20 protein-coding genes are annotated in these 23,463 nt (G+C 65.2%); 15 read left to right on the top strand and 5 right to left on the bottom strand.

What is annotated here, in order from left to right; genetic code table 11:
- Nucleotides 1-35 precede the first annotated feature (35 nt).
- The 5 genes from AWR35_RS01610 (at nt 36) to AWR35_RS01590 (ending at nt 3,745) form a co-directional block, all read left to right on the top strand.
- The gene (locus AWR35_RS01610; protein ID WP_066185021.1) at nt 36-1,790 is read left to right on the top strand and encodes a diguanylate cyclase; all 1,755 of its coding nucleotides are present in this window, start codon (nt 36-38) and stop codon (nt 1,788-1,790) included.
- A gap of 61 nt (nt 1,791-1,851) precedes the next feature.
- Nucleotides 1,852-2,292 carry a DsrE family protein gene (locus tag AWR35_RS01605; protein WP_058574224.1) on the top strand — a complete coding sequence of 147 codons (441 nt, stop codon included), beginning with the start codon at nt 1,852-1,854 and terminating at the stop codon, nt 2,290-2,292.
- A 347-nt stretch (nt 2,293-2,639) separates the two neighbouring features.
- Entirely contained in the window at nt 2,640-3,017 is a 378-nt protein-coding gene (locus AWR35_RS01600) for a DUF2173 family protein (RefSeq protein WP_058574223.1), read from the top strand.
- Nucleotides 3,018-3,057: 40 nt separating this feature from the next.
- On the top strand, nt 3,058-3,396 hold the full coding sequence (locus tag AWR35_RS01595) for a DUF2173 family protein (RefSeq protein ID WP_058574222.1): 339 nt from the start codon (nt 3,058-3,060) through the stop codon (nt 3,394-3,396).
- Nucleotides 3,397-3,406: 10 nt separating this feature from the next.
- Nucleotides 3,407-3,745 carry a DUF2173 family protein gene (locus AWR35_RS01590; RefSeq protein WP_058574221.1) on the top strand — a complete coding sequence of 113 codons (339 nt, stop codon included), beginning with the start codon at nt 3,407-3,409 and terminating at the stop codon, nt 3,743-3,745.
- Nucleotides 3,746-3,785: 40 nt separating this feature from the next.
- On the opposite strand, the gene AWR35_RS01585 is transcribed toward AWR35_RS01590, so the two are convergent.
- Both AWR35_RS01585 and AWR35_RS01580 read right to left on the bottom strand, forming a co-directional pair.
- Complete coding sequence (locus tag AWR35_RS01585) at nt 3,786-4,625, bottom strand: universal stress protein (RefSeq protein WP_197408100.1); 840 nt, start codon at nt 4,623-4,625, stop codon at nt 3,786-3,788.
- Nucleotides 4,609-6,999 carry an ATP-binding protein gene (locus tag AWR35_RS01580; RefSeq protein WP_058574219.1) on the bottom strand — a complete coding sequence of 797 codons (2,391 nt, stop codon included), beginning with the start codon at nt 6,997-6,999 and terminating at the stop codon, nt 4,609-4,611. Before AWR35_RS01580 ends, AWR35_RS01585 begins: the two co-directional genes overlap by 17 nt.
- Nucleotides 7,000-7,170: 171 nt before the next feature.
- Between AWR35_RS01580 and AWR35_RS01575 the strand changes: the two genes are divergently transcribed.
- From AWR35_RS01575 to AWR35_RS01555, 5 genes are all read left to right on the top strand, one after another.
- Entirely contained in the window at nt 7,171-8,532 is a 1,362-nt protein-coding gene (locus tag AWR35_RS01575) for a sodium:alanine symporter family protein (RefSeq protein WP_058574218.1), read from the top strand.
- Nucleotides 8,529-8,831 carry a hypothetical protein gene (locus tag AWR35_RS01570; RefSeq protein ID WP_156413896.1) on the top strand — a complete coding sequence of 101 codons (303 nt, stop codon included), beginning with the start codon at nt 8,529-8,531 and terminating at the stop codon, nt 8,829-8,831. The genes AWR35_RS01575 and AWR35_RS01570 overlap by 4 nt, the downstream gene beginning before the upstream one ends.
- Nucleotides 8,832-8,987: 156 nt before the next feature.
- Complete coding sequence (locus tag AWR35_RS01565) at nt 8,988-11,660, top strand: outer membrane beta-barrel protein (protein WP_058574216.1); 2,673 nt, start codon at nt 8,988-8,990, stop codon at nt 11,658-11,660.
- Between the two features lie 243 nt (nt 11,661-11,903).
- Nucleotides 11,904-13,076 carry a hypothetical protein gene (locus tag AWR35_RS01560; RefSeq protein WP_058574215.1) on the top strand — a complete coding sequence of 391 codons (1,173 nt, stop codon included), beginning with the start codon at nt 11,904-11,906 and terminating at the stop codon, nt 13,074-13,076.
- Between the two features lie 310 nt (nt 13,077-13,386).
- Nucleotides 13,387-14,337, top strand: a complete 951-nt coding sequence (locus tag AWR35_RS01555; RefSeq protein ID WP_058574214.1) for a hypothetical protein — start codon at nt 13,387-13,389, stop codon at nt 14,335-14,337.
- A gap of 64 nt (nt 14,338-14,401) precedes the next feature.
- Here AWR35_RS01555 and AWR35_RS01550 read toward each other — a convergent pair whose 3' ends face one another.
- Nucleotides 14,402-15,718: an APC family permease gene (locus tag AWR35_RS01550; protein ID WP_058574213.1), complete on the bottom strand. Its 1,317-nt coding sequence runs from the start codon at nt 15,716-15,718 to the stop codon at nt 14,402-14,404.
- 123 nt (nt 15,719-15,841) lie between these two features.
- On the opposite strand from AWR35_RS01550, the gene AWR35_RS01545 reads away from it, so the two are divergent.
- The 5 genes from AWR35_RS01545 to AWR35_RS01525 all read left to right on the top strand — a co-directional run bounded on the left by AWR35_RS01545 (nt 15,842) and on the right by AWR35_RS01525 (nt 20,802).
- Nucleotides 15,842-17,602, top strand: a complete 1,761-nt coding sequence (locus AWR35_RS01545) for an L-lactate permease (protein ID WP_058574212.1) — start codon at nt 15,842-15,844, stop codon at nt 17,600-17,602.
- Nucleotides 17,603-17,667: 65 nt separating this feature from the next.
- Nucleotides 17,668-18,450: a co-chaperone DjlA gene (gene djlA / locus AWR35_RS01540; protein ID WP_058574211.1), complete on the top strand. Its 783-nt coding sequence runs from the start codon at nt 17,668-17,670 to the stop codon at nt 18,448-18,450.
- 21 nt (nt 18,451-18,471) lie between these two features.
- Nucleotides 18,472-18,924 carry a CopD family protein gene (locus AWR35_RS01535; protein WP_058574210.1) on the top strand — a complete coding sequence of 151 codons (453 nt, stop codon included), beginning with the start codon at nt 18,472-18,474 and terminating at the stop codon, nt 18,922-18,924.
- Between the two features lie 195 nt (nt 18,925-19,119).
- Nucleotides 19,120-20,166, top strand: coding sequence for a class I fructose-bisphosphate aldolase (locus tag AWR35_RS01530; RefSeq protein ID WP_058574209.1), 1,047 nt, complete (start codon nt 19,120-19,122; stop codon nt 20,164-20,166).
- Between the two features lie 288 nt (nt 20,167-20,454).
- Complete coding sequence (locus AWR35_RS01525) at nt 20,455-20,802, top strand: 4a-hydroxytetrahydrobiopterin dehydratase (protein WP_058574208.1); 348 nt, start codon at nt 20,455-20,457, stop codon at nt 20,800-20,802.
- Nucleotides 20,803-20,901: 99 nt separating this feature from the next.
- Here the strand turns inward: AWR35_RS01525 and AWR35_RS01520 are convergent, their stop codons facing one another.
- Both AWR35_RS01520 and AWR35_RS01515 read right to left on the bottom strand, forming a co-directional pair.
- Nucleotides 20,902-21,108, bottom strand: coding sequence for a dodecin family protein (locus AWR35_RS01520; protein ID WP_058574406.1), 207 nt, complete (start codon nt 21,106-21,108; stop codon nt 20,902-20,904).
- Between the two features lie 116 nt (nt 21,109-21,224).
- Nucleotides 21,225-23,423, bottom strand: coding sequence for an EAL domain-containing protein (locus AWR35_RS01515; protein ID WP_058574207.1), 2,199 nt, complete (start codon nt 23,421-23,423; stop codon nt 21,225-21,227).
- Nucleotides 23,424-23,463 lie beyond the last annotated feature (40 nt).

Raw genomic sequence — 23,463 nt, 5'->3', positions numbered from 1 at the left:
CTTCCACGCGCCACCAAACGGACTGGTGACCACGAATGTTCCGCCGGCTGATCGCCCTGCTGTTTCTTTCTCTCGTCGTTGCCTCGGCCCCCGTGGCGGCGAATGACGCGATCGTGCTGGACGACGGGCTGGCCAACCCGGTAGGGGAATCGGTTCGCTATTTCGTCGATGCCGGTGGATCGTTGTCGCGCGAGCAGGCCTGGCAAGCCCTCAAGATGGGCCGATTCGAGGCAAGTGACTCGCCGGTGCTGGGCTTCGGGATCGGGGCGGCACCGGTCTGGATGCATCTGCGAATCGAGAACCCGGCGCCGACACCGGCCGCGCGCATCCTGACGGTCGAGACGGCCTGGCTCGACGAGGTCGGCTTTCACTTTCGTCACGACGGCCGCTGGGTCGGGGAACAGCAGCTCGGCGACCGTCTGCCCTTTGGTGAACGCCCGCGCGACAGTACCGGTTTCAGCCTGGACTGGACGTTCCCTCCCGGCTCCACCGATGTGCTGCTGCGGATCGCGACGCCCGATCCCATGGCTGTGCCGCTATACGTGGAAACCGAAGCCGAGCTGACCGAACGCAGCCTCTGGACCGAATACAGCTACGGCTTTCTCTACGGCTTTCTGGTGGCCTTGTCGATCTACAACCTGATGCTGTTCTTCGGCATGCGCCAGTGGCGGTATCTGCTCTATTCGGTCTACCTGGCGTTCTTCCTGGTGATGAACATTTCCTACACCGGGCATGCCTACGCCTGGTGGTGGGGCGAGAGCCCAATCTGGGCGCAGTGGTCGCAGCCGGTGCTGATGATGCTCTATGCCAGCAGTGGTCTGGCCTTCGCGTTGACCTTTCTCGATACCCGGAAGCATTTTCCGCGCATTCATCGAGCGGTGCTCGGCTATGTCGGGGTGGGTGCGGCATTGCTGGGCCTGGCCATCCTGCTGGACCGGCAGGCGGTCGCATTGCTGCTGGCCTTCACCTTCGTGACGCTGTTCACCGCGATCATGCTGGGCCTGGGGGTTTTTTCGGTGGCCAAGGGGCTGACCGCGGCCCGCTACTTCCTGCTCGCGGCGGTGTCGGCCATGGTCGGCGCGGCCATCACCGCGCTGGCCGTATGGGGTGTCATTCCGTTCAATATCTGGACCTTCCGGGCCGTCGACCTGGGCATGCTGGTCGATGCGACCCTGCTGGCCCTGGCGCTGAGTCACCAGTTCCGCATGGGGCAGGTGCGTCGTCAGGCGGCGGAACGGCTCGCCCATCATGACCCGCTCACCGATCTGGACAATCGCCGAGCCTTCTACGAGGCCAGCGCGCCGATCTGGCAACTGGCCGAACGCCACGAGAGAAACCTGTCGGTGGCACTGCTGGACCTGGATCATTTCAAGCGCATCAACGACCGCTACGGTCACGCCTGTGGCGATGAGGTGCTCAAGGCCATCGCCCAGATACTCAAGCGATCGGTCCGCGTGAACGACAAGGTGGCCCGCTGGGGTGGCGAGGAGATCATCCTGCTGCTGCCGGAAACCGGACTGGACGAGGCGGTGCAACTGGCCGAACGCTTGCGCGAAAAAATCGAGGCGGCCCGCATCGACTGTCTTGGTGGACGTATCCAGGTCACCGCGAGCTTTGGTGTTTCGACGCGGAGCACGGCTCACCAGAACATCGAGCAGCTGATTTCCGAGGCGGACCGCTATCTCTACGAGGCCAAGGAGGCCGGACGCAATCGTGTTTGCCATTCGGGCTGGTCGGCCTCGTCCGAGGTGGGGGAAGCCCCCGACCCGGGGTTCCCGAGGCGACCCTGACAAGACCCCGTCGGCATTGCCTACACTCCCGTTCCAATTCGTTAAGGAACAGGAGGTGCCCATGTCGGTAGTCAAACGCCTGATGGCGGGATTGTTCGTCGCCTTCGCGCTGCTCACCTCGGGGCAGGTGCTCGCAGGCGATGAGGACAAGACGTTCTTCTACAACATCACCACCGACGAGGTCTGGCCGGCGGGGATGGCCTCGGCCCAGGCCTACAACGCCGCCAAGCGGGGGCATGACGTGATCGCCTACCTCAATGTGCGCGGCGTGTATCTCGCTGCCAAGGATCGGCAGCAAGACACGCTGGGTGCGACCGGCCGAACCGCCCAGGAGACGCTCAAGATGGCGATCGAGAACGGTGCACGTGTGCTCGTCTGCCCGATGTGCATGCGCCAGGGCGGTCTGTCGCCAGACGACCTGATCGATGGGGTCGAACTCGGCAAGCCGGAGATGCTGTTCGAGCTGCTCTCGCGGGACGAGGTCGTGGCGTTGAGCTACTGACCGGCGTTTCTCGTCGGGCCTGAAAAGCGGTCGTCCCTTGCGGGGCGGCCGCTTTTTCTTTGTCGGTCAACTCGTCGAGTGGTTGGTAGGGAATGCGGGTAACGGGCCTATCGAGGCTGGCAATCTGGTCAGCAATCGGCAGAAGGGGGGTAGGGCGTGCCGACCATGCAGGACTAACGTCGCGGCGGATCCGCCTCGCGGGGCACGCCACTTTGGCTTCCCGCCCCATGCTGACGCGGTCGATAAATTAGCGGCTGGAAAATCAAAAATATTCAATGGGTTAAGTCGAGGACGTGGGCCGGTCCCGGGTCTATAACCCATGGGATGGAATGCAAGAGGACGGCACCATGAGTCTGGTATCCCACCTGATGGAGCTCCCCGGAGTGATCGCAGTCGGCGATTTCGCCTATCGGGGCGGCCATCACTATCACCATGAGGGTGATCTTTCCGAGAACGAGACACGGCTGATCGCCACGCTCTGCCGAGCGAACACCGAGGCCGTCGGCATGGAGGGCGACATGCTGAGCATGTTCTCGCGGGTCTGCCAACCCGGGGCGGGGGGCTGCGGGTTCGAGCCCTTCGATGGCTGGGTGGTTCACGGCCAATCCAAAAGCATCTGCGTGATGTCGAACGTGTACTGCGTGCTCGACAATCAACAGGCCTCACTCACACAGGTGCTGCGGATGCTGCGCGAGCGCCATGGCCAGTCGTCCGCCACTGCATGACGCGGGCGAACGACCCGATTTCCATCAAGGAGGAACGATCATGTCTGATCTCAATGCACTCAGTTCGATGCCGGGCGTCGTGGCGGCCTTCCGCTTCGATGAAGATGGCCGTCTCGAGGATGCCGTCATTCCGGACGACAGCGTTATCGACCGGGAGACGCTCGACCTGCTCGGCCACCTCAGCGTTGCCAACATGGCCATCGGAGCGATGCAGGCGCGCGGTTGGGAGGGAGTGAGCGAGGTCAAGGGCTTCTACCCGGTCGAGGGGTTCACCTTCATTGGTCTCGACTGGTCGGCAGTGGCCCGCGGGCACCAGGGACTGGTGCTGAAGAACCAGCTGGCCGATTACGACGCCGCCTACAAGGCCCTTGGCGAGTGAGGAGGGAGTCATGCTCAAGCAGCTGCTCGATCTCAAGGGTGTCCAGGCAATCGCGCATTTCCGCGAGGAATCCGGCGAGCCATGGCGGGTGGAGGGAGAACTCTCTGACCAGGACGCCCGCCGGCTGACGCGACTGGCCGTCGACTTCAAGAAAATGATGCAGGGGCATGCCGACCAGTTGGCCCTGTACGTCCATCAGCCGGGGTGGACGCCGGCCAACGGCTGGATGATTCACGGCGACACCCGCACGGTCTGCGGGGTCGCCAGCTTCGTGGCCGTGATCGACAGTCACGAGGCCAATCTCACCGAAGTGATGAAGGCACTGGCAAACGAAGCGTTCTTCAGCTGATTGGGTCCCGTCTGGCGTGGGCTTTTTTGTCGGTACGGGTTCAGATGGATGCGGGAATGCGGATGATGGGCGTATCGAGATCGGCGATCAGGTCGGCCATCGGTATCCCGAACGCAAGGGCCGCCTGATCGTCCAGGACCAGTGCCGCGGCGGGTTGTTTTCGCAGGGCGCGGCGCAGGGCCTCCAGCCCGCGGCCGGCCAGTCGTTCGACCGTCATTGCAGGGCAGTCGGCTGGTGGTGCCGAGCTCAGGACCGGCAGCTCGGCCGGATCGGCCCCTGGCAACAGCAGCGCACGGACGCCGCGGTCGCTGGCGCGGGCGAGCAGTCGGGCGGTTTCGATAATCGTCCCGCTCGTCTGCGGCTCGCCGATCAACGCGACAATTGCCGCCTCGCGGGAAGCCGTCCGCTCCTCCCACAGCAGGAGCCGGCAGCGTGTGGTTTCGACCAGTTGGCGGGCCGTGGTGCCCAGTCGTGCTCCGCGCTCGGCGGACCAGCCGGCCTTGCCGAGGACCACCCAGTCCGCGCCGATGGCGGCCTGACGGATATTGTCGATCACGGGTCCGGTGACCACGTCGAGTCGCCAGCGCAGCGGCGGCTGCTGCTCAAGCGAGGCCAGGCGGGTCTCGATCCGTTGACGTTGCCGTGCCAGGCGGGCGAGCAGGATCTCGCGGTCGAACGGGCGGGCCTGGCCGGAGAGCAGGCTGATCTCGCGCGCGAACACGTGGCCGGCCGAGGCGATCAGGTCCTGATCCTCGACGAACAGGGCGATCAGTTCCTGCTGTTGCTGGCGGGCCAGCCGCGCGGCGCTATCGAGGGCCGCCTCGCTGGCGGGCGAGGTGTCCAGCAGCACCAGGACGTACGGGTCAGCCATGCTCGTCATGCGACCCGTGACGGTCGTGGTCGTGCCGGGTGGCGCGTTCGAAACGGGCCAGTCGGTCGACGACACGCCGATTGAGGCTGTCGGCCGGGAAATGCCCGTCGGCATCGGCCTCGCCGGGCTCCATCCCGGTCAGTAATTGCAGCGCCTCGTCGACGTGGCTGATGGCGTATATCTGGAATCGGCCCGCGGCCACCTCGCCGCGCACCTCCTGGTCGAGCATCAGATGAGGCAGGTTGGTACGCGGGATGATCACGCCATGCTGGCCGTCGAGGCCGCGCTCCCGACAGATGCGGAAGAAGCCTTCGATCTTCTCGTTGACCCCGCCGATCGCCTGCACTTCGCCCAGCTGGTTCATCGAGCCGGTGACGGCGAAGGACTGTCGGATGGGCACCCGCGCGATCGCCGAGACCAGGGCGCAGAGTTCGGCCACAGAGGCCGAGTCCCCCTCGATCGAACCGTACAACTGCTCGAAGGCAAGGCTGGCCGAAAGGGACAGTTCGCCATCCGGGGCATAGCGGCTGGCGAGATACCGCGACAGGATCATCACCGCCTTGGCGTGGATATTTCCGCCGAGCTTGGCCTGGCGTTCGATATCGACCACCTGGTCGCGGCCGGGGCGGGCGGTGGCCGTGATGCGCGTCGGCAGGCCGAAGGTGAAGTCGCCCAGCTGCGAGACCGCCAGACCGTTGACCGCCGCGATGCGCTCGCCGTGGGTCGGGAGGTTGATCGTCTCGCGGAGGATGGCTTCCACCGCTCGCTCGCGCAGCCGCTCGGCGCGTTTCTCATGCCGGCGGATCGCCGCCTCGATGTGGCGGGCGCCAATCTGCTCGGCGTGGCTCGATCCGGCGAGATGGTTGGCCTCGGCGAGCAGGTCCGATAGCGGGCGGGTGCCGGCGGCCAGTTTCTCCCGGTCGCCGGCCAGGCGGCTGGCATGCTCGATGGCCCGGGCGACCGCGCCGCGATCGAGAGCACGCAGACCGTCGCGCCGGGTGATCGCGGCCAGCGTGCGGGCGTAGTCCATCTCGTTTTCCGGCTGGCGGGCGAGGCTGTCCTCGAAGTCCGCCTGCACCTTGAACAGCCGGGCGAAGTCCGGATCGTATTCGGACAGCAGGTAGTAGAGCAGGCGGTCGCCGACCAGCACCACCTTGACCTCTAGCGGCAGCGGGTCGGGTTCCAGTGTGGTCGTGGTGAATACCGCGTAGAGCTGCTCGAGCGACTCGATGCGCACCTGTCGGCCGTACAGTGCCCGCTTGAGCGTCTCCCAGGCGAATGGCTGCATCAGGATGTGGCGGGCGTGCAGGATCAGGTAGCCGCCGTTGGCACGATGCAGGGCGCCTGAGCGAATCAGCCGGAAGTCGGTCAGCAGGGCCCCTTCACGGAAATAATGCTCTATCCGGCCGATCAGGCGGGCGTGCGTGGGCAGATCCTCGTAGATCACCGGGGCACCGTCGAGATCGGCGTTGTCGACGATCAGGTTGAGCTGGTACTGGTTGAGGATCTCCTCGGGTACCGTGCTGCCCTCGTCGTCGAGATCATTGACGTGCGAGATGATGTCGTCGCGGATCGCGCCGAGGTACTCGGTGACCGCCGGCAGCGTCACCCATCGGCGCTCGAGCGTTTCCAGCTGCTGGCCGACCGCCACGCCGAGCATTTCCTCGTTCAGTTGTTGCAGCTGTTCGCTCGCTTCCTTCTGCCATTTCGGGATCTGTTGCAGCGTCTGCTTGAGCTTTTCCTCGAGCTCGTTGATGGCGGCCTGCCATTCCTCCTGCTCTTCTTCCGGCAGCTCGTGGAAGGCCTCCGGGTCGAGGATCTTGCCGTCACGATAGGGGCCGAGGGTGAAGCCCGACGGGGTGCTCACCATGGCGACGTGGCGCTCTTCCGCCTCCTTGCTGATCGCCTCGATGGCCTCGCGCTGGCGGCGCTTGAAGGCCTCGCGCAGCTCCTGGATGCGGTTGTGGTACTCGTCGCTCTCGAATACCGCCGGGATCGCGGTGCCGAATTCGCTCACCAGCGTCTCGAGATCCTTCTTCAGCTCGCGGCCGGCCTTGGCAGGCAGTTCCAGCAGCCGGGGGCGGTCGGGGTGCTCGAAGTTGAACACGTAAGCCCAGCTTGGCGGCGGTTCGTGTGCGCGGGCGCGTTTCTCGAGAAAGTCCCGAACCACCTCGTACTTGCCCAGACCCTCTGAACCCAGCGCGTAGAGATTGAAGCCGCCGTCTTCGATCTCGGTGCCGAACTCGAGGGCCTCGAGTGCCCGCTCCTGGCCGGGTGCGGCGTCAGGCGGTTCGAGATCCGCCGTGCTCCGGAACGGCAACGAGCCGGCGTGGCAGGGGCGGTAGAGCAGATCGGCATCCAGCCGGGCGGGCGCATCTGCCATCGGTGTCCTCACGGGTCGGGTTTGCGGGAGGTGTTGATTCGAGACTAGCACGCGCCGGCAGGTCCGTTCGGCTCTGGCCTTGCGGCGGCCAAACGGGGTAGGGTTTGCTCTTGTTGTGCCATGCCGCGGCGGTCGCCCGGCCGTAAATCTCAGAGGGAGTTTGCAGATACGATGGACGCATTGACGGAGTTTCTCGGCAGCATCAGTGGATTCGTCTGGGGGCCGGTCATGCTGGCCCTGTTGCTTGGCACCGGGGTGTATCTGACCGCCGGGCTGCGCGGCATGCCGATCCGTCGGCTCGGCTACGGTTTCCGCCAGCTGGTCCGGGGACGTCATGCCGGTGCCGAGGATCGGGGTGACATCACGCCGTTCCAGGCGCTGGCGACCGCGCTTTCCGCGACCATCGGCACCGGCAACATCGCCGGGGTGGCCACGGCGATTGCCCTGGGTGGCCCGGGGGCGATCTTCTGGATGTGGCTCACCGCCTTGGTGGGCATGGCGACCAAGTACGCCGAGGCGGTGCTGGCGGTCCGCTATCGCGAGGTCGACGAGCGCGGCCGCTTCGTCGGCGGGCCGATGTACTACATCAAGAACGGCATGGGCGCGAAGTGGAAGTGGCTGGGCGCGGCCTTCGCCCTGTTCGCCATGATCGCCGCTTTCGGCATCGGCAATACCGTGCAGGCCAATTCCGTGGCCGACGTGCTCGAGACCAACCTCGCCATCCCCGCCTGGCTGACCGGCGTGGTGCTGGCGGTGCTGGTGTTCGTCGTGATCATCGGTGGCATCCGTCGCATCGCCCATCTGGCCGAATATCTCGTGCCGACCATGGCGATCCTCTACGTCATCGTCGCGCTGGTGATCATCCTGATGAACATCACCGATGTGCCGGCGGCCCTGGCCCAGATCGTCAGCGATGCCTTCACCGGCACCGCGGCGACCGGTGGCTTTGCCGGTGCGGCCGTCTGGGCGGCAATCCGCTTCGGCGTGGCCCGCGGTATCTTCTCCAACGAGGCGGGCCTGGGTTCGGCGCCGATCGCGCACGCCGCGGCGCGCACCAACGATCCGGTCCGGCAGGGCACCATCGCCATGCTGGGCACCTTCATCGACACCATCATCATCTGCACCATGACCGCCCTGGTGATCGTGCTTTCCGGGGTCTGGACCACGGGCGAGAGCGGGGCGGCACTCACCTCGGCGGCGTTTGCCGAAAGCCTGGGTGGCGGCAACTGGGTGGTCACCGCGGGCCTGGTGCTGTTCGCCTTCACCACCATCGTCGCCTGGAGCTATTACGGCGAGCGGGCCGCCGAGTACCTTTTCGGCGTCAAGGTGATCCTGCCGTACCGCTACCTCTGGGTCGGGGCCCTGTTCGTCGGCGCGATCGCCAACCTCGAGCTGATCTGGCTGATCGCCGACATCCTCAATGCCCTGATGGCCGTGCCCAACCTGATTGCCCTGATCGCACTCTCCGGTACCGTGTTCGCCATCACGCGCGAATACTTTGCCCGCGAAAACAATGTGGGAGGGCAGCAATGACGATTCCCCGGCATTCCGTCGGATCATGGGGGCGTGCGGTGCTCCTTGGCGCGGTCGTGCTGTCACTGGGCGGTTGTGCCATGTTCGGCGGTCCGGACGGGGACCAGCGCACCGTGATCGTCTATCCGGGGGGCGACACCTCGCTTGATCCGGTGATCCTGCCGGCAAGCGAACTGCCGCCAGCGGGAGAATGCAGGATCTGGTATCCGAACCGAGCGGTCGATCAACAGCCCGGTCCGGGTGACTGCGATGAGTTGCGCAGGCAAGTGCCGCCCGGGGCGGTGCTGGTGCGCGGCTGATGTGGCTACCTCCGTGTTGCCGTGGGGCAACGAGTCGTTGTCGTAGCGCTCGACAAGGCGAACGTTCGGCGCTATCTATGACGGTTAGATAACCGGGGAGAAGTCGGGGTATCGGTTTCTTCCCCCGTGTCCGCGGAGCCAAGGAGGATCGTTCCCATGGATAAACGCAGGCTGGCCGTGCAGATCGCACTGGCGCTCGGAGTCGCGACGGCCGGGTCGGCCGGGGCACAGGACGCGTCGACCAAGGAAGGTGGTGCGGCGCCATCGCCCGGCGAGGCCGTCACCGCGGACGATGTCGACTCCTCCAGCGGTCTGGCTACCGGCGGGTTTCGCTTCTTTCCCCAGGTCAGCGTCACCACGCTCTACGATTCCAACATCTATGGCGTGAACGGTTCGGTGCCCAACGCCAGCGGCGAGATCGAGGAAGAGACCAGCGACACCGTGGGCATCCTGACGCCGAGCCTTGCCGTGCGCTCGGACTGGGAGCGCCACGAGCTGAACGTCAATGCCGGTGCGAACCTGGCGCGTTACCGCGACAACGGCGACGAGGACTACCAGGATTACTGGCTCAATGCCGACGGTCGGTATGACATCAATGCGCGTTCGAACGTGTTCGGCGGGCTCGGCATCACTCGCGATCACGAGGACCGCACCTCGCCGGAAGGCGCCGCCGGGGTCGAGCCGGTCCAGTACGACAGCCTGGACGCCCATGGCGGCTATGCCCGCCGGATCGGCCAGACGGTGCTGCGTCTGGGTGGCACGGCCCAGCGGCTCGACTACGAGAACGGCGTCGACGCCGACGGTGCCGTCATCAACCACGACGACCGCGACCGGGACATCTACGCGCTCGGCGCGCGCCTTACCTACCTCAAGACCCCGCAGATCCGTCCATTCGGCCAGGTGTCCACGGAAGTGCGTCGCTATCGGCAGGACCGTGACGATTTCGGCTTCCAGCGAGACTCCGACGGCTATCGGGCGGCCGCCGGCATCGAATTCGACTATGGCTCGACGCTCGATGGCGAGGTCTATGGCGGGGTGCTGCACCAGTCATTCGACGATCCGCGCTTCGATTCGATCACCCGGCCCGACTTTGGCGCTCGCCTGACCTGGCAGGCGACCCCCTATACCCGCGTGCGAGGCACGCTGGACCGCTCGCTCGAGGAAACCACCTACTGGCAGTTCGAAGACGGGGTGCCGGACTTCGCCTCCAGCTATCTTTACAGCCGTGCCGAAGTGCTGGCCGAGCATCGCCTGACGCCGCGGACGACGCTTTCGGCCGTGGCCTCCTACGGGCAGGCCGATTACCAGGACATCAACCGTACCGACGACCTTATTGGGGCGGGCTTTGGCGTGGAGCACAGGCTGACGAAGAACCTGCTGTTGCAGTTCGACTACCGGCACTACCAGCGTGATTCGGACTACCGCTACCTCGACAACGAAAAGGCCGGGCGGACGAATATCGACCTGATGGCCGGCAACTACCAGCGCGACCAGGTCTACCTGCGCCTCAAGGCCTTGCTGCACCCGGTGCGCGACACGCCGGTGGTCGCCGGCACCTTCTCGGGACTCGCAGATGGCCGTCAGAGTGACGGGGTCGGTGATGGCTTCTACCTCGGCGCGCAGAGCGGCATCAGCACCCTGTCGACGGAGACCAGTGGCCCGCGCGGCAACCAGGGCACGGACTCGGGTGACAACGCCGGCTGGGGCTGGACTTCCGGGCTGTTCGGCGGCTGGGGGGTCACCAGCCGGAATCACTGGTATGGCGGCATCGAGCTCGATGGCGCTCGCAGCGATGCCGACTGGAATCATGCCAAGGACAAGTCGACCAGCCGCATGTTCTCGTTGGACATGAACGACAGCTGGGGCGCGAGCCTGCGTGGCGGCCGTGTCCTCGCGAATGGCTCATTGCTGTATGCCCGGGCTGGCCTGGTGCGCAGCGAGTTCGATACCTATTTTCAGGCCAACGACGCGCCCGAGAACGCCGCCGACGAGTCGGATCGCGAGACCGGCAAGCGTTACGGCGTCGGTATCGACGTGCCGGCCGGCGAACACCTCTTCTGGCGCATGGACTACAGCGTGACCGGGTACGACGACTATTCGGTGGTCTACGACACCACGCGCGACTCGATCGAGAGCTTCGATTCCCGCGAAGGGCTGTTCCGTATCGGCCTGGGTTGGCGCTTCGGTGGCAACGACTACCAGGCCGTCGATCCGACCGATGGCGATGTCAGCGGCTTTTACGCCGGCGCCCAAATGGGACGCACTCAGCTGCGCACCGATCTCGATGCCATTCATAACGATGGTGGTTCCAACCCCGGGACCTATCGATTGCAGGCCGATTTCGGTGATGCCGGCACCAGTGCCGGCCTGTTCGCCGGCTATGGCTGGCAGTGGGATCGCGTGTATTTCGGTGTCGAGGCTGGAGCGGAAAACAGCGCGGCCGAGTGGGATCACGTCCGTGAACCCACCGGGCGCAATTTCTCGGTCGAGCAGAAGGGCGGCCAGTCGCTGTCGGCGCGCATGGGCTACCAGCTGGACAACGGCACGCTGCTGTATGCCCGGCTGGGCAAGGCGCGCCGCCAGTTCAACTACCGCTACGTGAAGGGCGGCGATCGTCGCAACGACATCAACCGCGACGAGATAGAGGTCGGCAATCGCTTTGGCCTGGGCGCCGAGGTGCCGGTCACCCCGAATACCTTCGTGCGCTTCGACTACAACCGTACCGATTACGGTGAGATTGCCTTTGAAACGACCCACGGCAATACCGATAGCGTCAGCCTCGAAAACCAGACCGACCAGTTTCGGCTCGGGATCGGTTATCGATTCTGAACCGCTAACTCTCACCGTCCGAGAACCCGCCGCCGAGGCGGGTTTTTTTTATTTCCCGAGACAGCCTTCAAAACCGCTCGCCCATTGCCTAAGGTCGCGACAGAAGAGCAAAAACATCACGTTTGATGCGGGCATAAGCCGGAAAGGCAGGGCGAGGAAAAGTTTGATGGCTCTAGCCTTGTTAGCTCCCGCTTATGCTCGTATAAAAAGGTTAGGTCAGTTGAGGCTAAAAGGAGGTGACCAATGAACCGTCGTCATATCAAACAAACCGCTCGCCGCACGGCGCTGGCCGGCAGTCTGGCCGTGGCCGGTGTGCTGGCGGCCCCGATGCTGGAAGGCACCTACACGCACAACCTGATGCCGATCGGGTCGGCCCAGGCCGCGGAGCACGCGGGTCATGGCGGCGGCGAAATGAAGGGACAGGGCGGTCCGGGTGGTTCCGGCGGTGTTTCCGGTGGCATGCACAGCATGAGCGTCGATGACATCCTGCGTGGCGGCCCGCCGGCAGACCGCGGTGGTGATGGCCGTCCGGACGACAAGGGACCGCCGGAAGGGGACGGTCCGTCGACCGGCATGGGCGGCGGCAACCCCAATGCCGGCGACCGGATGGGTGACCTCTACGGCGACCTTTATGTCGTCAAGCGCGATCCGCTTACCGGCGAACCGATCCTGGATGACCTGGGTCGCCTGCAGATGCTCGATGCGGATGGCAACGTGATTCCCTACCTCTCCGATGACCCGGATGACGAGGGCTTCACCGAGTTCAGCCCGGAAAACGAAGCGCTGTTGCAGGAGGTCGAGTTCGATCGCCTGAACCTGGCCCGTTCGCCCCAGGCGGTGCTCAGCCACGCGCTGGATACGGCGCTCGACACGATTGCGCTGGATGCCGACGGTGTGCTCCAGTTCGACGCGGGCGGTCGCGTGGTGGTCGAGGACGCCGATGGTGTGATCTACACCATCGACTCGCCGCTGGAGAATCTGGCGCTGTACCAGGACGCCGTTGCACGGCTGAACGATGACGTCGACGGTAACGAGACGTTCACGCTCGAGCAGACCGACTCCCTGCTGGCGGCGGCCGCGAGCAAGTTCGGCAACGTGAGCCTCGACATGGTGGTTTACCTGAACACCATCCTGGGTCTGAATACGACCGCCGATGACGGCACGGTGGACTACGTCGATCTGGCCGCCTACAGCTATGACCGCACGGCGGCCTATACGGACTCAGACGGCAACCCGATCATGGTGACGTATTTGACCGACCCGGAAGGGGATGGCACCTACATCACCGTCACCGAATCCGTAATCGACGCGGTTTTCGGCGGTGAAACCGCCGCGGGCGACGGGGCCACTGGCTACGCCCTGTCCACGGACGACGCCCTGCAGGTGATCGAGTTCATCCACGAGCCGATCCACTGATGAACGCCGTCATGCAACGGCAAGGCTAGTCATCAAAGACCCCTCGCCGAGGGGTCTTTTTTGTTCGGGCAAGGAACATGTATCGCCCGGGCTTTGGTTTAGAAGAGGGAGGTATCCGATGACGGAACCAGTCCAAATAAAACCTATTTTCTCGCCTCGTGCGCTGATGGTCGGTATGGCAGTGGCCGGCCTGCTGGCGCTTCCGATGGTCGCCCCGACAGCGCTTGTGGGCCTGTCGGCCGCTTACGCCGATGAGGGCGGCCACTCATCGGGTGGTCGTGGCGGTGCTGGCGGGCACGATTCCGGAAGTATGCACACCGACGGCCTCACGGATGATCACGATGACGACAGTCACGCCGACAGCGATCACGGCAAGAAGGGGCCGGGCTATCACGGCGGTTCGGTCAGCCGGGGTGGTGGCCATGCCGGCAGCGGCAGTCAGCACCTGGTCGACAGCGTGTTCCGCGGCAAGGGTCGGGATAACCTCGACACCATGCAGGGAGGATCGGCCGGCAAGGGCAGCCTGTACGGCGATCTGTACGTGATTCTGCGTGAACCCGACGGCTCGCCCGATCTGGACGAGTTCGGCCGGGTGCAGTTCGTCGATGCCGAGGGGAACGTAATTCCCTACCAGTCCGACGACCCGGATGACGAGGGCTTCGGCGAGGTCACGGACGAGGCCGCCCTGCAGGAGGTCGAGTTTGAGCGGCTCAACGTCGGCCGGGCACCGGCTTCCGTGCTGGCTCACGCGCTGGCCGAGGCGGAGCGGATCATCGGCCTGGATGCCGACGGCGTGCTCGAGCGAGACGCCGCCGGCCGCCTGATCATCGTGGATGCCGACGGGGTCAGCTACACCATTGACTCGCCGCTGGAGAACCTGTCGCTCTATCAGGAGGCGCTCGAATCAGGTGAGTGGACACTGGCTGACGCGGCCGCCTTCCTCGGTGCGGCGTCGTCGAAGACCAAGGAGATCACGGTCGATACCGTCGTCTATCTCAACAGCATCCTCGGCATCAACAACCCGGATGACGGCTATTACGACCTGAGCGGGTTCAGCTACGACCGGGCGTCGCGATATCCCGGTACGGTCACCTACCTGTCGGATCCGGACGGGGACGGTGTCTACACCGAGGTGACGCTTCCGATCATGGACGTGGTGTTCGAGTCCCAGGACTACAGTGGTTCGGGAGCCGACGCGTTCGCCACCGCCGCCGACGATGCCCGTGCGGTGATCGAGTTCGTCCACGAGCCGATCCACTAGACGGTCCCCCTCGCCGTGAAAAGGCCCCTTGTGGGGCCTTTTTATTGCCCGGCGGATCGAGAGGTCAGCTGGCCGTGCGCCGGCGCAGGAACAGCATCTCGCCGACCAGGATGGCGAACATGCCGGCCGCGGCGACGCCGACGACCAGCGGGTCGTTCTGGATTTTCACCCAGAGAAAGCCTCCCAGGGCCAGCAGGTCGAGGCCGATGGCGGTGGCGAGTATGCCGCGATTGGCCTTGACGTCGCGATGCAGGTGGCGGAACACGCCCCAGTGGATGGCCATGTCCATGACCAGGTAGAAGATGATGCCGAGCGACGCGATGCGCGAGAGGTCGAAGAAGGCGGTCAGGATCAGCCCCAGTGCCACCGTGTAGACCAGCGTGTGCTTCTGGATGCTGCCGGGCATGCCGAAGTGGCTGTGCGGCACCAGCTTCATCTCGGTGAGCATGGCGAGCATCCGCGAGACGGCGAAGATGCTGGCGACGATCCCCCCGGCCGTGGCGATGATGGCCAGGATGACCGTGAACCAGAGGCCCCATTCGCCGGCAACGGGCCGGGCGGCGGCCGCGAGCGAGTAGTCGCGGGCCTCGATGATCTCCGGCAGCGAGAGGTTGATCGACACGGCCGTGCCGACCAGCGCATAGATGCCGACGCACAGCAGGATCGAGATCACGATCGCCCGCCCGACGTTGCGGTGAGGGTCGGTGATCTCCGAGCCGCTGTTGGTGATGGTGGTAAAGCCCTTGAAGGCGAGGATGCCGAGTGCGGTGGCGGCCAGAAAGCCGCTGAAGCTTGCCTCGGGAGCGCTGCCGCCACCGTCGGGCGGTGTCAGGGTATCGGCGGCAAGGATGCCCACGATGCCGAACAGGATGATGCCGCCGATCTTGATCAGACCGAGCCACGAGGCGAATTCCTCGATCAGCCGGTTGCCGGAGAGGTTGATCACAAAGGCGAACAGCAGCAGCCCGATGCCCAGGGTCGGGACCAGCAGCGACAGGCCCGATGCATCGAACAGCTGCACGGTATACGAGCCGAAGGTGCGCGCGAGGAAACTCTGCGCGATCACCATCGAGAAGTACATCAGCAGCGCGTGGAAGGCGGTGGAGAGTCCCTTGCCGTAGGCCTTCTCGAGGTACATGGCGATGCCGCCGGCCGAGGGATAGGCGTTCGACATCTTCACGTAGCTGTAGGCGCTGAAACCGACGATCACGGCCGCGGCAATGAACGCCAGCGGGAATAGTGGGCCGGCCACTTCTGCCATCTGGCCGGTGAGGGCGAAGATGCCGGCGCCGATCATCACGCCGGTGCCCAGCGCGATGGCTCCCACCAGGCTGAGGCTGTTCTCGCGGTATTGTGGTGTCCGATCGTCGTGATCTGCCATGCGTTACCTCGATGGTCGAATGAACGCCGGTAAATCCGGCTTCGGATTGCTATACAGACCCTAGACGTCGGAGAGGCGCCTGACATCGCCACGGGGCGGCCGACAGGGAGGGGAGTAGCCGGAATGCCTCTGGGAGCACTGTTCGTACTGGCCCTGTTGCCGCTGGCAGCCGTGTTTGCGTTGCTGGTCATCTGGCGATGGCCGGCCTCGCGCGCCATGCCGGTGGCCTGGATGGTCACGGTGATCCTCGCGCTCGCGATCTGGCGGACCGAGCCGGCCGTCGCGGCGGCGGCGACGGTGCATGGACTGGTGACCGCGCTGAATATCCTCACCATCGTCTTCGGCGCGATCCTGCTGCTCTATACCTTGCGCGAGTCCGGCGCGATCGAGTCGATCCGGGCGGGGTTCACGAACATCTCTCCCGATCGGCGGGTCCAGGCGATCATCGTGGCCTGGCTCTTCGGCGGTTTGCTCGAGGGGGCGGCCGGGTTCGGCACGCCGGCGGCGATTGCCGCACCCTTGCTGGTGGCGATCGGCTTTCCGGCCATGGCGGCGGTCCTGTCGGCGCTGATCGTGCAGTCGACCCCGGTCTCCTTCGGCGCTGTCGGCACCCCGGTGCTGGTGGGCGTGAATGCCGGACTGGCCGGCCACCCGGCAGTCGAGGGGCTGATGGGCGGGCCCTTGCAGGCCGACTACCTCGAGCGCATCACGCTGTATGCCGCGTTGATCAACACGCTGGTGGGCGTGCTGATGCCGTTGATCATGGTCGCCGTGCTGACGCGCTACTTCGGCGCGTCACGGTCGTTTCGCGAGGGATTGGCCGCCTGGCCGTTCGCCCTGTTCGCCGGCCTGGCCTTCACCTTGCCGCATCTGGCGGTCGCCGCCTGGCTGGGGCCCGAGTTTCCGTCGCTGGTGGGCGGCATGGTCGGGCTGCTGATCGTGGTGACAGCCGCGCGGCAAGGGTTTCTTGTGCCGTCGCAGGTGTTCGATTTCGAGCCGCGGGATCGGTGGCAGCCGGACTGGGTCAGCACGTTGCAGGACGAGCTTTCGGCCGCGACGCCCGGTGTGCGCATGCCCCTCTGGCAGGCCTGGCTTCCCTATGTCCTGGTCGTGCTGATGCTGGTTGCCAGCCGCACGCTGACGCCAGTGCGTGACTGGCTGCAGTCGCCGACACTCACATTGTCCTGGCCCGGCATCTTCGGCACCGAAGTCGGGACGTCGGCGCAGCCGTTCTACCTGCCCGGTTTCATCCTGGCGGTGGCATCGCTGCTGACCTTCGTTCTCCACCGGATGTACCGACGTCCCCGCAGCTATGTCCGCGCATGGCGCCAGTCGGGGGGGGTACTGTTCGGCGCGGCCCTGGCGTTGGCGTTTGCAGTGCCGATGGTCCAGGTGTTCATCCATTCGGGGCAGGCCTCGCCCTACGCCAGCATGCCGCTTGTCCTGGCCGAAGGCGTGTCGTGGCTGGCCGGTCCGTTCTGGCCGCTGTTCGGTCCGCTGATCGGTGCCATCGGTTCGTTCATGGCCGGTTCGGCGACCATCAGCAACATGATGTTCTCGTTGTTCCAGTTCGCCTCCGCCGATTCGATCGGTCTCGATGCCGCCGGGGCGGCCTGGGTAGTCGCCCTGCAGGTGGTCGGCGGGGCGGCGGGCAACATGGTTTGCGTGCACAACGTCGTGGCCGCCTCGGCGACGGTGGGGCTGGTCGGTCGGGAAGGGGACCTGATTCGCAAGGCCCTGATACCGCTGGCGTACTACGTCCTGACGGCCGGCACGCTCGGGATGGCGCTGATCGTCGGTGGCCTCAATCCGTGGTTCGGCGCATGGTTGCTGGTGCTCCTGGTCATGCTGCTGGGGATGTGGCTCGCGCGGTCGCGTCGCTGATTCGATCCACTGCCGTGCCCCGGTTTTTGGCAAACTGCACGGCAGGTTCATAGACGGGGACACGCATGTCCTGGATTGGAAAAGCGCTGGGTGCCGGGCTCGGCTTCTGGATCTTCGGCTGGGTCGGGGCCGGCATCGGCCTGTTGCTGGGGCACTTCGTGGATCGGTTCCTCGGCCGCATCAAGCAGGTCGGCGGGCAACTGCTTGAGGTGCAGCAGACGTTCTTCGACACCACGTTCACGGTGCTCGGCTACGTCTGCAAGGCCGATGGCCAGGTGACGCAGGCCGAGATCCGTGCCGCCGAGCAGATCATGACCCAGATGCGGCTGACCAAGCCGCGACGGCGCGACGCGATTGCGGCGTTCAATCGTGGCAAGGCGGCCGAGTTCGACCCCGAGCCGGTGATCGAGCGGTTCGTCCGCGTCTGCGGCAGCCAGCCGACCCTGTTGCGGGTGTTCCTGGAAATCCAGATCCAGGCGGCGTTCGCCGATGGCCGGATCGAATCGGCCGAGCGCGAGGCACTGCTGCGCATCGCGCATGCGCTGGGCCTCTCGGATGCGGAATTTGCCCGGCTCGAGGCCCTGCTGGCGGGCCACTACCAGCAGGGCCCCGGTGCGCCGACCACCGCCGCCGCGCTCGACAACGCCTATCAGGCCCTCGGGGTGGACAAGCAGGCCAGCGATGCCGAGGTCAAACGTGCCTATCGCAAGCTGATGAGCGAGCATCACCCGGACAAGCTGATCGCCAAGGGGCTGCCCGATTCCATGATCGAACTGGCCAAGGAGCGCAGCCAGGAAATCCAGAATGCCTACGAGACCGTGCGCCGCTCACGCGAGGCGCGCAGCTAATCGAACGGAAAGGAGGTCGAGATGACCGGTTTGCTCAAGGTGATTCATCTGCTCGCCGCCGTGTTGTGGATCGGCGGTGTGTTCTATGCCTACGTGATCCTGCGCCCGTCGGTGGGCTATCTGTCCGGCCCGGACCGGGTGACGCTCTGGGACCGGGTGTTCACCCGCTTCTTCCGCTGGGTGTGGGTGCTGATCGCCGCGCTACTGATCAGCGGCTACGGGATGCTGTTCACCGCCTTCGGCGGCTTTGCCTCGGCGGGATACCTGCACGGCATGCAGCTGTTCGGCTGGCTGACGATCATCGCCTTCGTCGTTCTGGCCTTTGGCCCGTATCGCCAGCTGCATGCCGCAGTGGCGGCCGAGGATTGGCCCCGGGCGGGCGAGATGATCCCGCGCATCCGCCGACTGGTGCACATCATCCTCTGGTTGGGCCTGATCAGCATCATCATTGGTGGGGGTGGTGCCTATCTCTGAGGGGTGCCCCGAGTAACCCGAGGCGTCGTCTGATTGTCGCCCCAATGCCCGTTCGCTTGGCGCCTCGAACTTGCTTGCGACGGCTTTCGGGGTGCCTCGGGTTTGAAAAACGCCCCATCGAGGGACTATGGTCGTGGTCGTTTCTTTCGCCGATTCCATCACACGATTTCATTCATTGAATCAAGGAGATCGCGCATGACTACGTATCGTCCCGAGAAGGCCGACGAACTGATTCAGACTGCCAAGGCGATGGTCGCGCCCGGCAAGGGCATCCTGGCCATCGACGAGAGCAACGGCACCTGCAACAAGCGTTTCGAGGCGCAAGGCATCGAGCCGACCGAGCAGAAGCGTCGCGAGTACCGCGAGCTGCTCTTGACCACGCCGGACCTGGAGAAGTACGTCAGCGGCGCGATCCTTTACGACGAGACCATTCGCCAGTCCACCGCTGACGGCAAGTCGTTCATCGACGTGATGCGCGACCGCGGCCAGGTGGTCGGCATCAAGGTCGACACCGGTGCCAAGCCGCTGGCCGGCTCCGATGGCGAGAAGGTCACCGAGGGTCTCGACGGCCTGCGCGAACGCCTCAACGAGTACTACGACATGGGTGCGCGCTTTGCCAAGTGGCGCGCGGTGATCGCGATCGACACCGCCAAGGGGCTACCGACCCGTGGCTGCATCGAGGCGAACGCCCATGCGCTGGCACGCTATGCGGCCCTGTGTCAGGAGGCTGGTCTGGTGCCGATCATCGAGCCGGAAGTGCTGATCGACGGTGATCACGACATCGCTACCTGCGAGCGTGTGACCGAGGAGGAGCTCAACGAGGTCTTCCGTCAGCTCTATCATCAGAACGTCATGCTCGAGGGCGTGATCCTCAAGACCAGCATGGTGATTTCGGCCAAGGGCGCCTCCAATCGTGCCGGCGTCGAGGAAGTCGCCGATCGCACCGTCGAGACCCTGCTGCGCACGGTGCCGGCCGCACTCGGCGGCGTGGTGTTCCTCTCCGGCGGCCAGGGCGTGGAAGAGTCCACCGCGCACCTCAATGCCATGCACGAGCGTCATGGTGACCGGCTGCCGTGGGCACTGACCTTCTCGTATGCCCGCGCCATTCAGGGGCCGGCGCTCGAATACTGGAAGGGCGAGCCGGGCCACGTGGAGGAGGCCCAGAAGCGCGCGCTCAAGCGGGCCCACTTCAACGGGCTGGCAAGCCAGGGCGAGTACAGCCCGGACATGGAAAGCGCCTGATCGAGGCGTTCAGTCAGATCGACACAGGAGATCCCGCCCATTTGGCGGGATTTTTTTGTGCGCCCCCGCGGTGCACGTCGGTCATTCGGCGAAGACGAGCGGGCCGAGCCGACGAAGGCGCCCATGAAGGCGATCGCTGCCCGGTCCGTCCAGCGCCGGGGCGCAGGCGTGGCGGGGGCGGCGTTGAACTCCGGCGGTCCAGCGCCTACCTTCCGGACTGTCCCCTGGCTATCCGCCGTGTGCGGATTTCCCTTTCGCCAGATCAGGAGCCTTGTCGAGGAGATCACCATGACCGAACTGAGTGCCGCCCATTGCGAGGCATGTCGCGCTGACGCGCCGACGCTGGGTGACGACGAGATTGCCCGCCTGCAAAAGGAACTGGGCGAGGGCTGGGAGGTGGTCACCCGCGACGGGGTGCGTCAGCTCGAGCGGGTGTTTCGCTTCGATAATTTCGCCCGGGCGCTGGCATTCACCAATGCCGTCGGTGAGATCGCCGAGCGCGAGGGGCATCATCCGGCCCTGTTGACCGAGTGGGGGCGGGTCACCGTCACCTGGTGGAGCCACAAGATCCGCGGGCTTCATCGCAACGACTTCGTGATGGCGGCGCGCACCGACAAGGAGGCCACGGCATTCTAGCGGCCGCCCGCGTCGATGCTCGGAGGAGCGATTGCGTCGCTTAAACAAAAGCCGGCCCGGGAAACCCGGGCCGGCTGCGTTAGCGGACGCTCGAGCGGATCAGTCGAGCGCGAAGCTGACCTTCGCATTGATGCGGTAACGCGTGATGCGGTCGTTCTCCACCTTGGCCTCGAAGTCCTTGATGTAGATCGACTTGATGCCGTGCACGCTTTCGCTGGCCTTGGCGATGGCCTGATTGGCCGCGTCCTCCCAGGACGTTTCCGACTCGGCCAGTACTTCGATCACCTTGAGCATGTCATTACTCATGTCGTCTCCCTCCTCCATACGATCGTGAATGGACGGGTTGCCACTGAGAGTGTAGATGCCCGGCCAGGGATGTCTTTCCCGGATCGATCGCCGCGAGGATCGGCGATCCGGCGAGGTCACGACTCCTGGAGTTGTCGTTCGAGGTAGGCGGTGAACTCGGCGACCGGCATCGGGCGGGCATACACGAACCCCTGAACCACCTCACAGCCGATGGCCCTGAGCGTGTCGACCGTGTCCCAGTCCTCGGCCCCCTCGGCCACCACGCGCAGGCCCAGCTCGTGTGCCAGCTGCACGGTTGCACGCACGATGGTGTGTTGCCGCTGGTGTGAGCCCATCTTCCCGACGAAGCTGCGGTCGATCTTGACCGTGCTGACGGGAAAGTCGCTCAGGTAGGACAGGGAGGAATAGCCCGTGCCGAAGTCGTCGACCGCGCATTCGACCCCGATCTGGCGCAGTCGCTCGAGTGCTTGGCGGACGCGGTCGGGCTCGGTGATCAGCCCCGTCTCCGTGATTTCCAGGCGCAGATCGTCGGCGCGGCCCTGATGTCGATTCAGGGTGGCCTCGATCATGCCGATCAGGTCGTGCTCGAGGATGTCGTCTGCGGCGATGTTCACCGAGATGGGGCAGGGGTGTCCCACGACCCGGAACTGTTTTGCCAGCTGTACGGCCTCATCGATCATCCATTGCGTAACGCGATAGATCACCCCCGATTTCTCCAGGATGGGAATGAACACACCAGGCAAGAGCATGCCGTGCTGCGGATGCTGCCAGCGCACCAGCGCCTCGGCGCCGGTTACCCGTCCGGTAATCGGGTCGAACTGGGGCTGGAGGTAGGCGAGCATGTCGGTCGTGCCGTGGTGCCAGTAGTCGCGCAGCAGCAGGACGGCGTGCTGGTCCGGCTCCAGGCCGGGGTGATAGGCCTGCCAGCAACGCCGGCACTCGGTAGCGGCGGAAACCGCGGTGCGGGCCTTGCGCAACAGTTCCTCGGGTGGGTCGTCGCCCCGGTCATTCACCAGCCCGAGCGAGAGTTGCGGGTCGATCTCCATCTCCTCGAGCTGGACGGGGCTCGTGATCACGTCGACAACGTGTTCCGGGTCCACCGGGTGCTGGCTGGCGACTGCGAATGACCCCGAGCCCAGGTAGCCGATCGCCTCGAAGCCGTACTCGGCAAGGCGATCACCGAACGCCTGGAGCAGCTCGGTGGCTACCGTGTCGCCGAAGGTGAGCACGACGTCTTCGATCCGGTTGAGTCGAATGCCGACGACCGTCAGGTCGCCGTGTGGCTGTTGCTTGCGGATCTGGGTCACCCGACGCAGGAAGTTGGCGCGGTTGGGCAACCCCGTCTGCGGGTGATGCATGGCGGCGTGCGCCAGGCGTCGCTCCGCGGCACGGCGGCGCCGGAGCGCGCGGCGCAACGCGGCCGTACGCGTCTCGACACGGCGCTGCAACAGGCCTGACCAGAGACTGATCAGCACCAGCATTGTCAGGATCGGTGCGATCAGCCAGCTGTAGTTGCGCAGCACGTCGGAAAGCGTCTGGCGGTGCCACTCCAGCTGATCCTCCCAGTCGCTGTAGATGCGGTAGTAGCCGCCGTTGGCGTGGCTGACCTGCAGGTGATACTGCAGCCAGTCGAACAGCTCGGGTTGATCCTTGTTGACGCCAAACGCGTAGGCGCGTGGCCAGATGGGCGGACTGACCTGGTCGATCATCAGGCCCATGTCGGCGATCAGACGGCGAGTGGTGTGGGTGGCCAGGAGGGCGAAGTCGGCCTTGCCGGTGTCGACCGCCCGCAGGGCAGCGGCGATGTCCTCCATCTCCATGCGGTCGATGGGACGGTCGAGTGCGCGCAATCGCTCGGCCGCATAGCCATTGCCCACCACGGCGACGGAGTGGCCGGTCAGATCAATGACCTCGCCGGCGGTCGGTCCTTGTGGGTGGCCGTAAATCGCGTGCGTGACGTAGTAGAACGGGTCGGTAAAACGAAATCGCCTGCGGCGCTCCTCGGAAATGAACATCGGCACCACGTCGACTTCGCCGTGTTCGAGCGCGTAAAGGGCAAGGCGCCATTCCATCTGCTGGTGTCGGGCGGTGATACCCGCCTGCTCGGCGAGGGCATCCTCGAGGTCGATGAGAAAGCCTCGTGGCTCGCCGTCCGGGGGCTGCCATTCGAAGGGCGGGTAGCCTCGCGAGCCGGCAAAGACGATCGACTCGCGTTCGAGGGTAGGTATCGCCGCATCCGTGTCGGCCGACGATGCGACGGGCGGGGCCAGTGGCCCGCCGATCAGCATGCAAAGGCCGACGACCGTCCTGGCCATCTGTCGTCGGAGGCACGGCAATCTCGTTGCCATCCATCCC

Origin of the sequence: Guyparkeria sp. WRN-7 (assembly GCF_001641825.1) — a bacterium.
Taxonomy (GTDB): domain Bacteria; phylum Pseudomonadota; class Gammaproteobacteria; order Halothiobacillales; family Halothiobacillaceae; genus Guyparkeria.
Note: the sequence above shows the minus strand (reverse complement) of the source record. Positions and strands in the feature narration are given on the sequence as shown.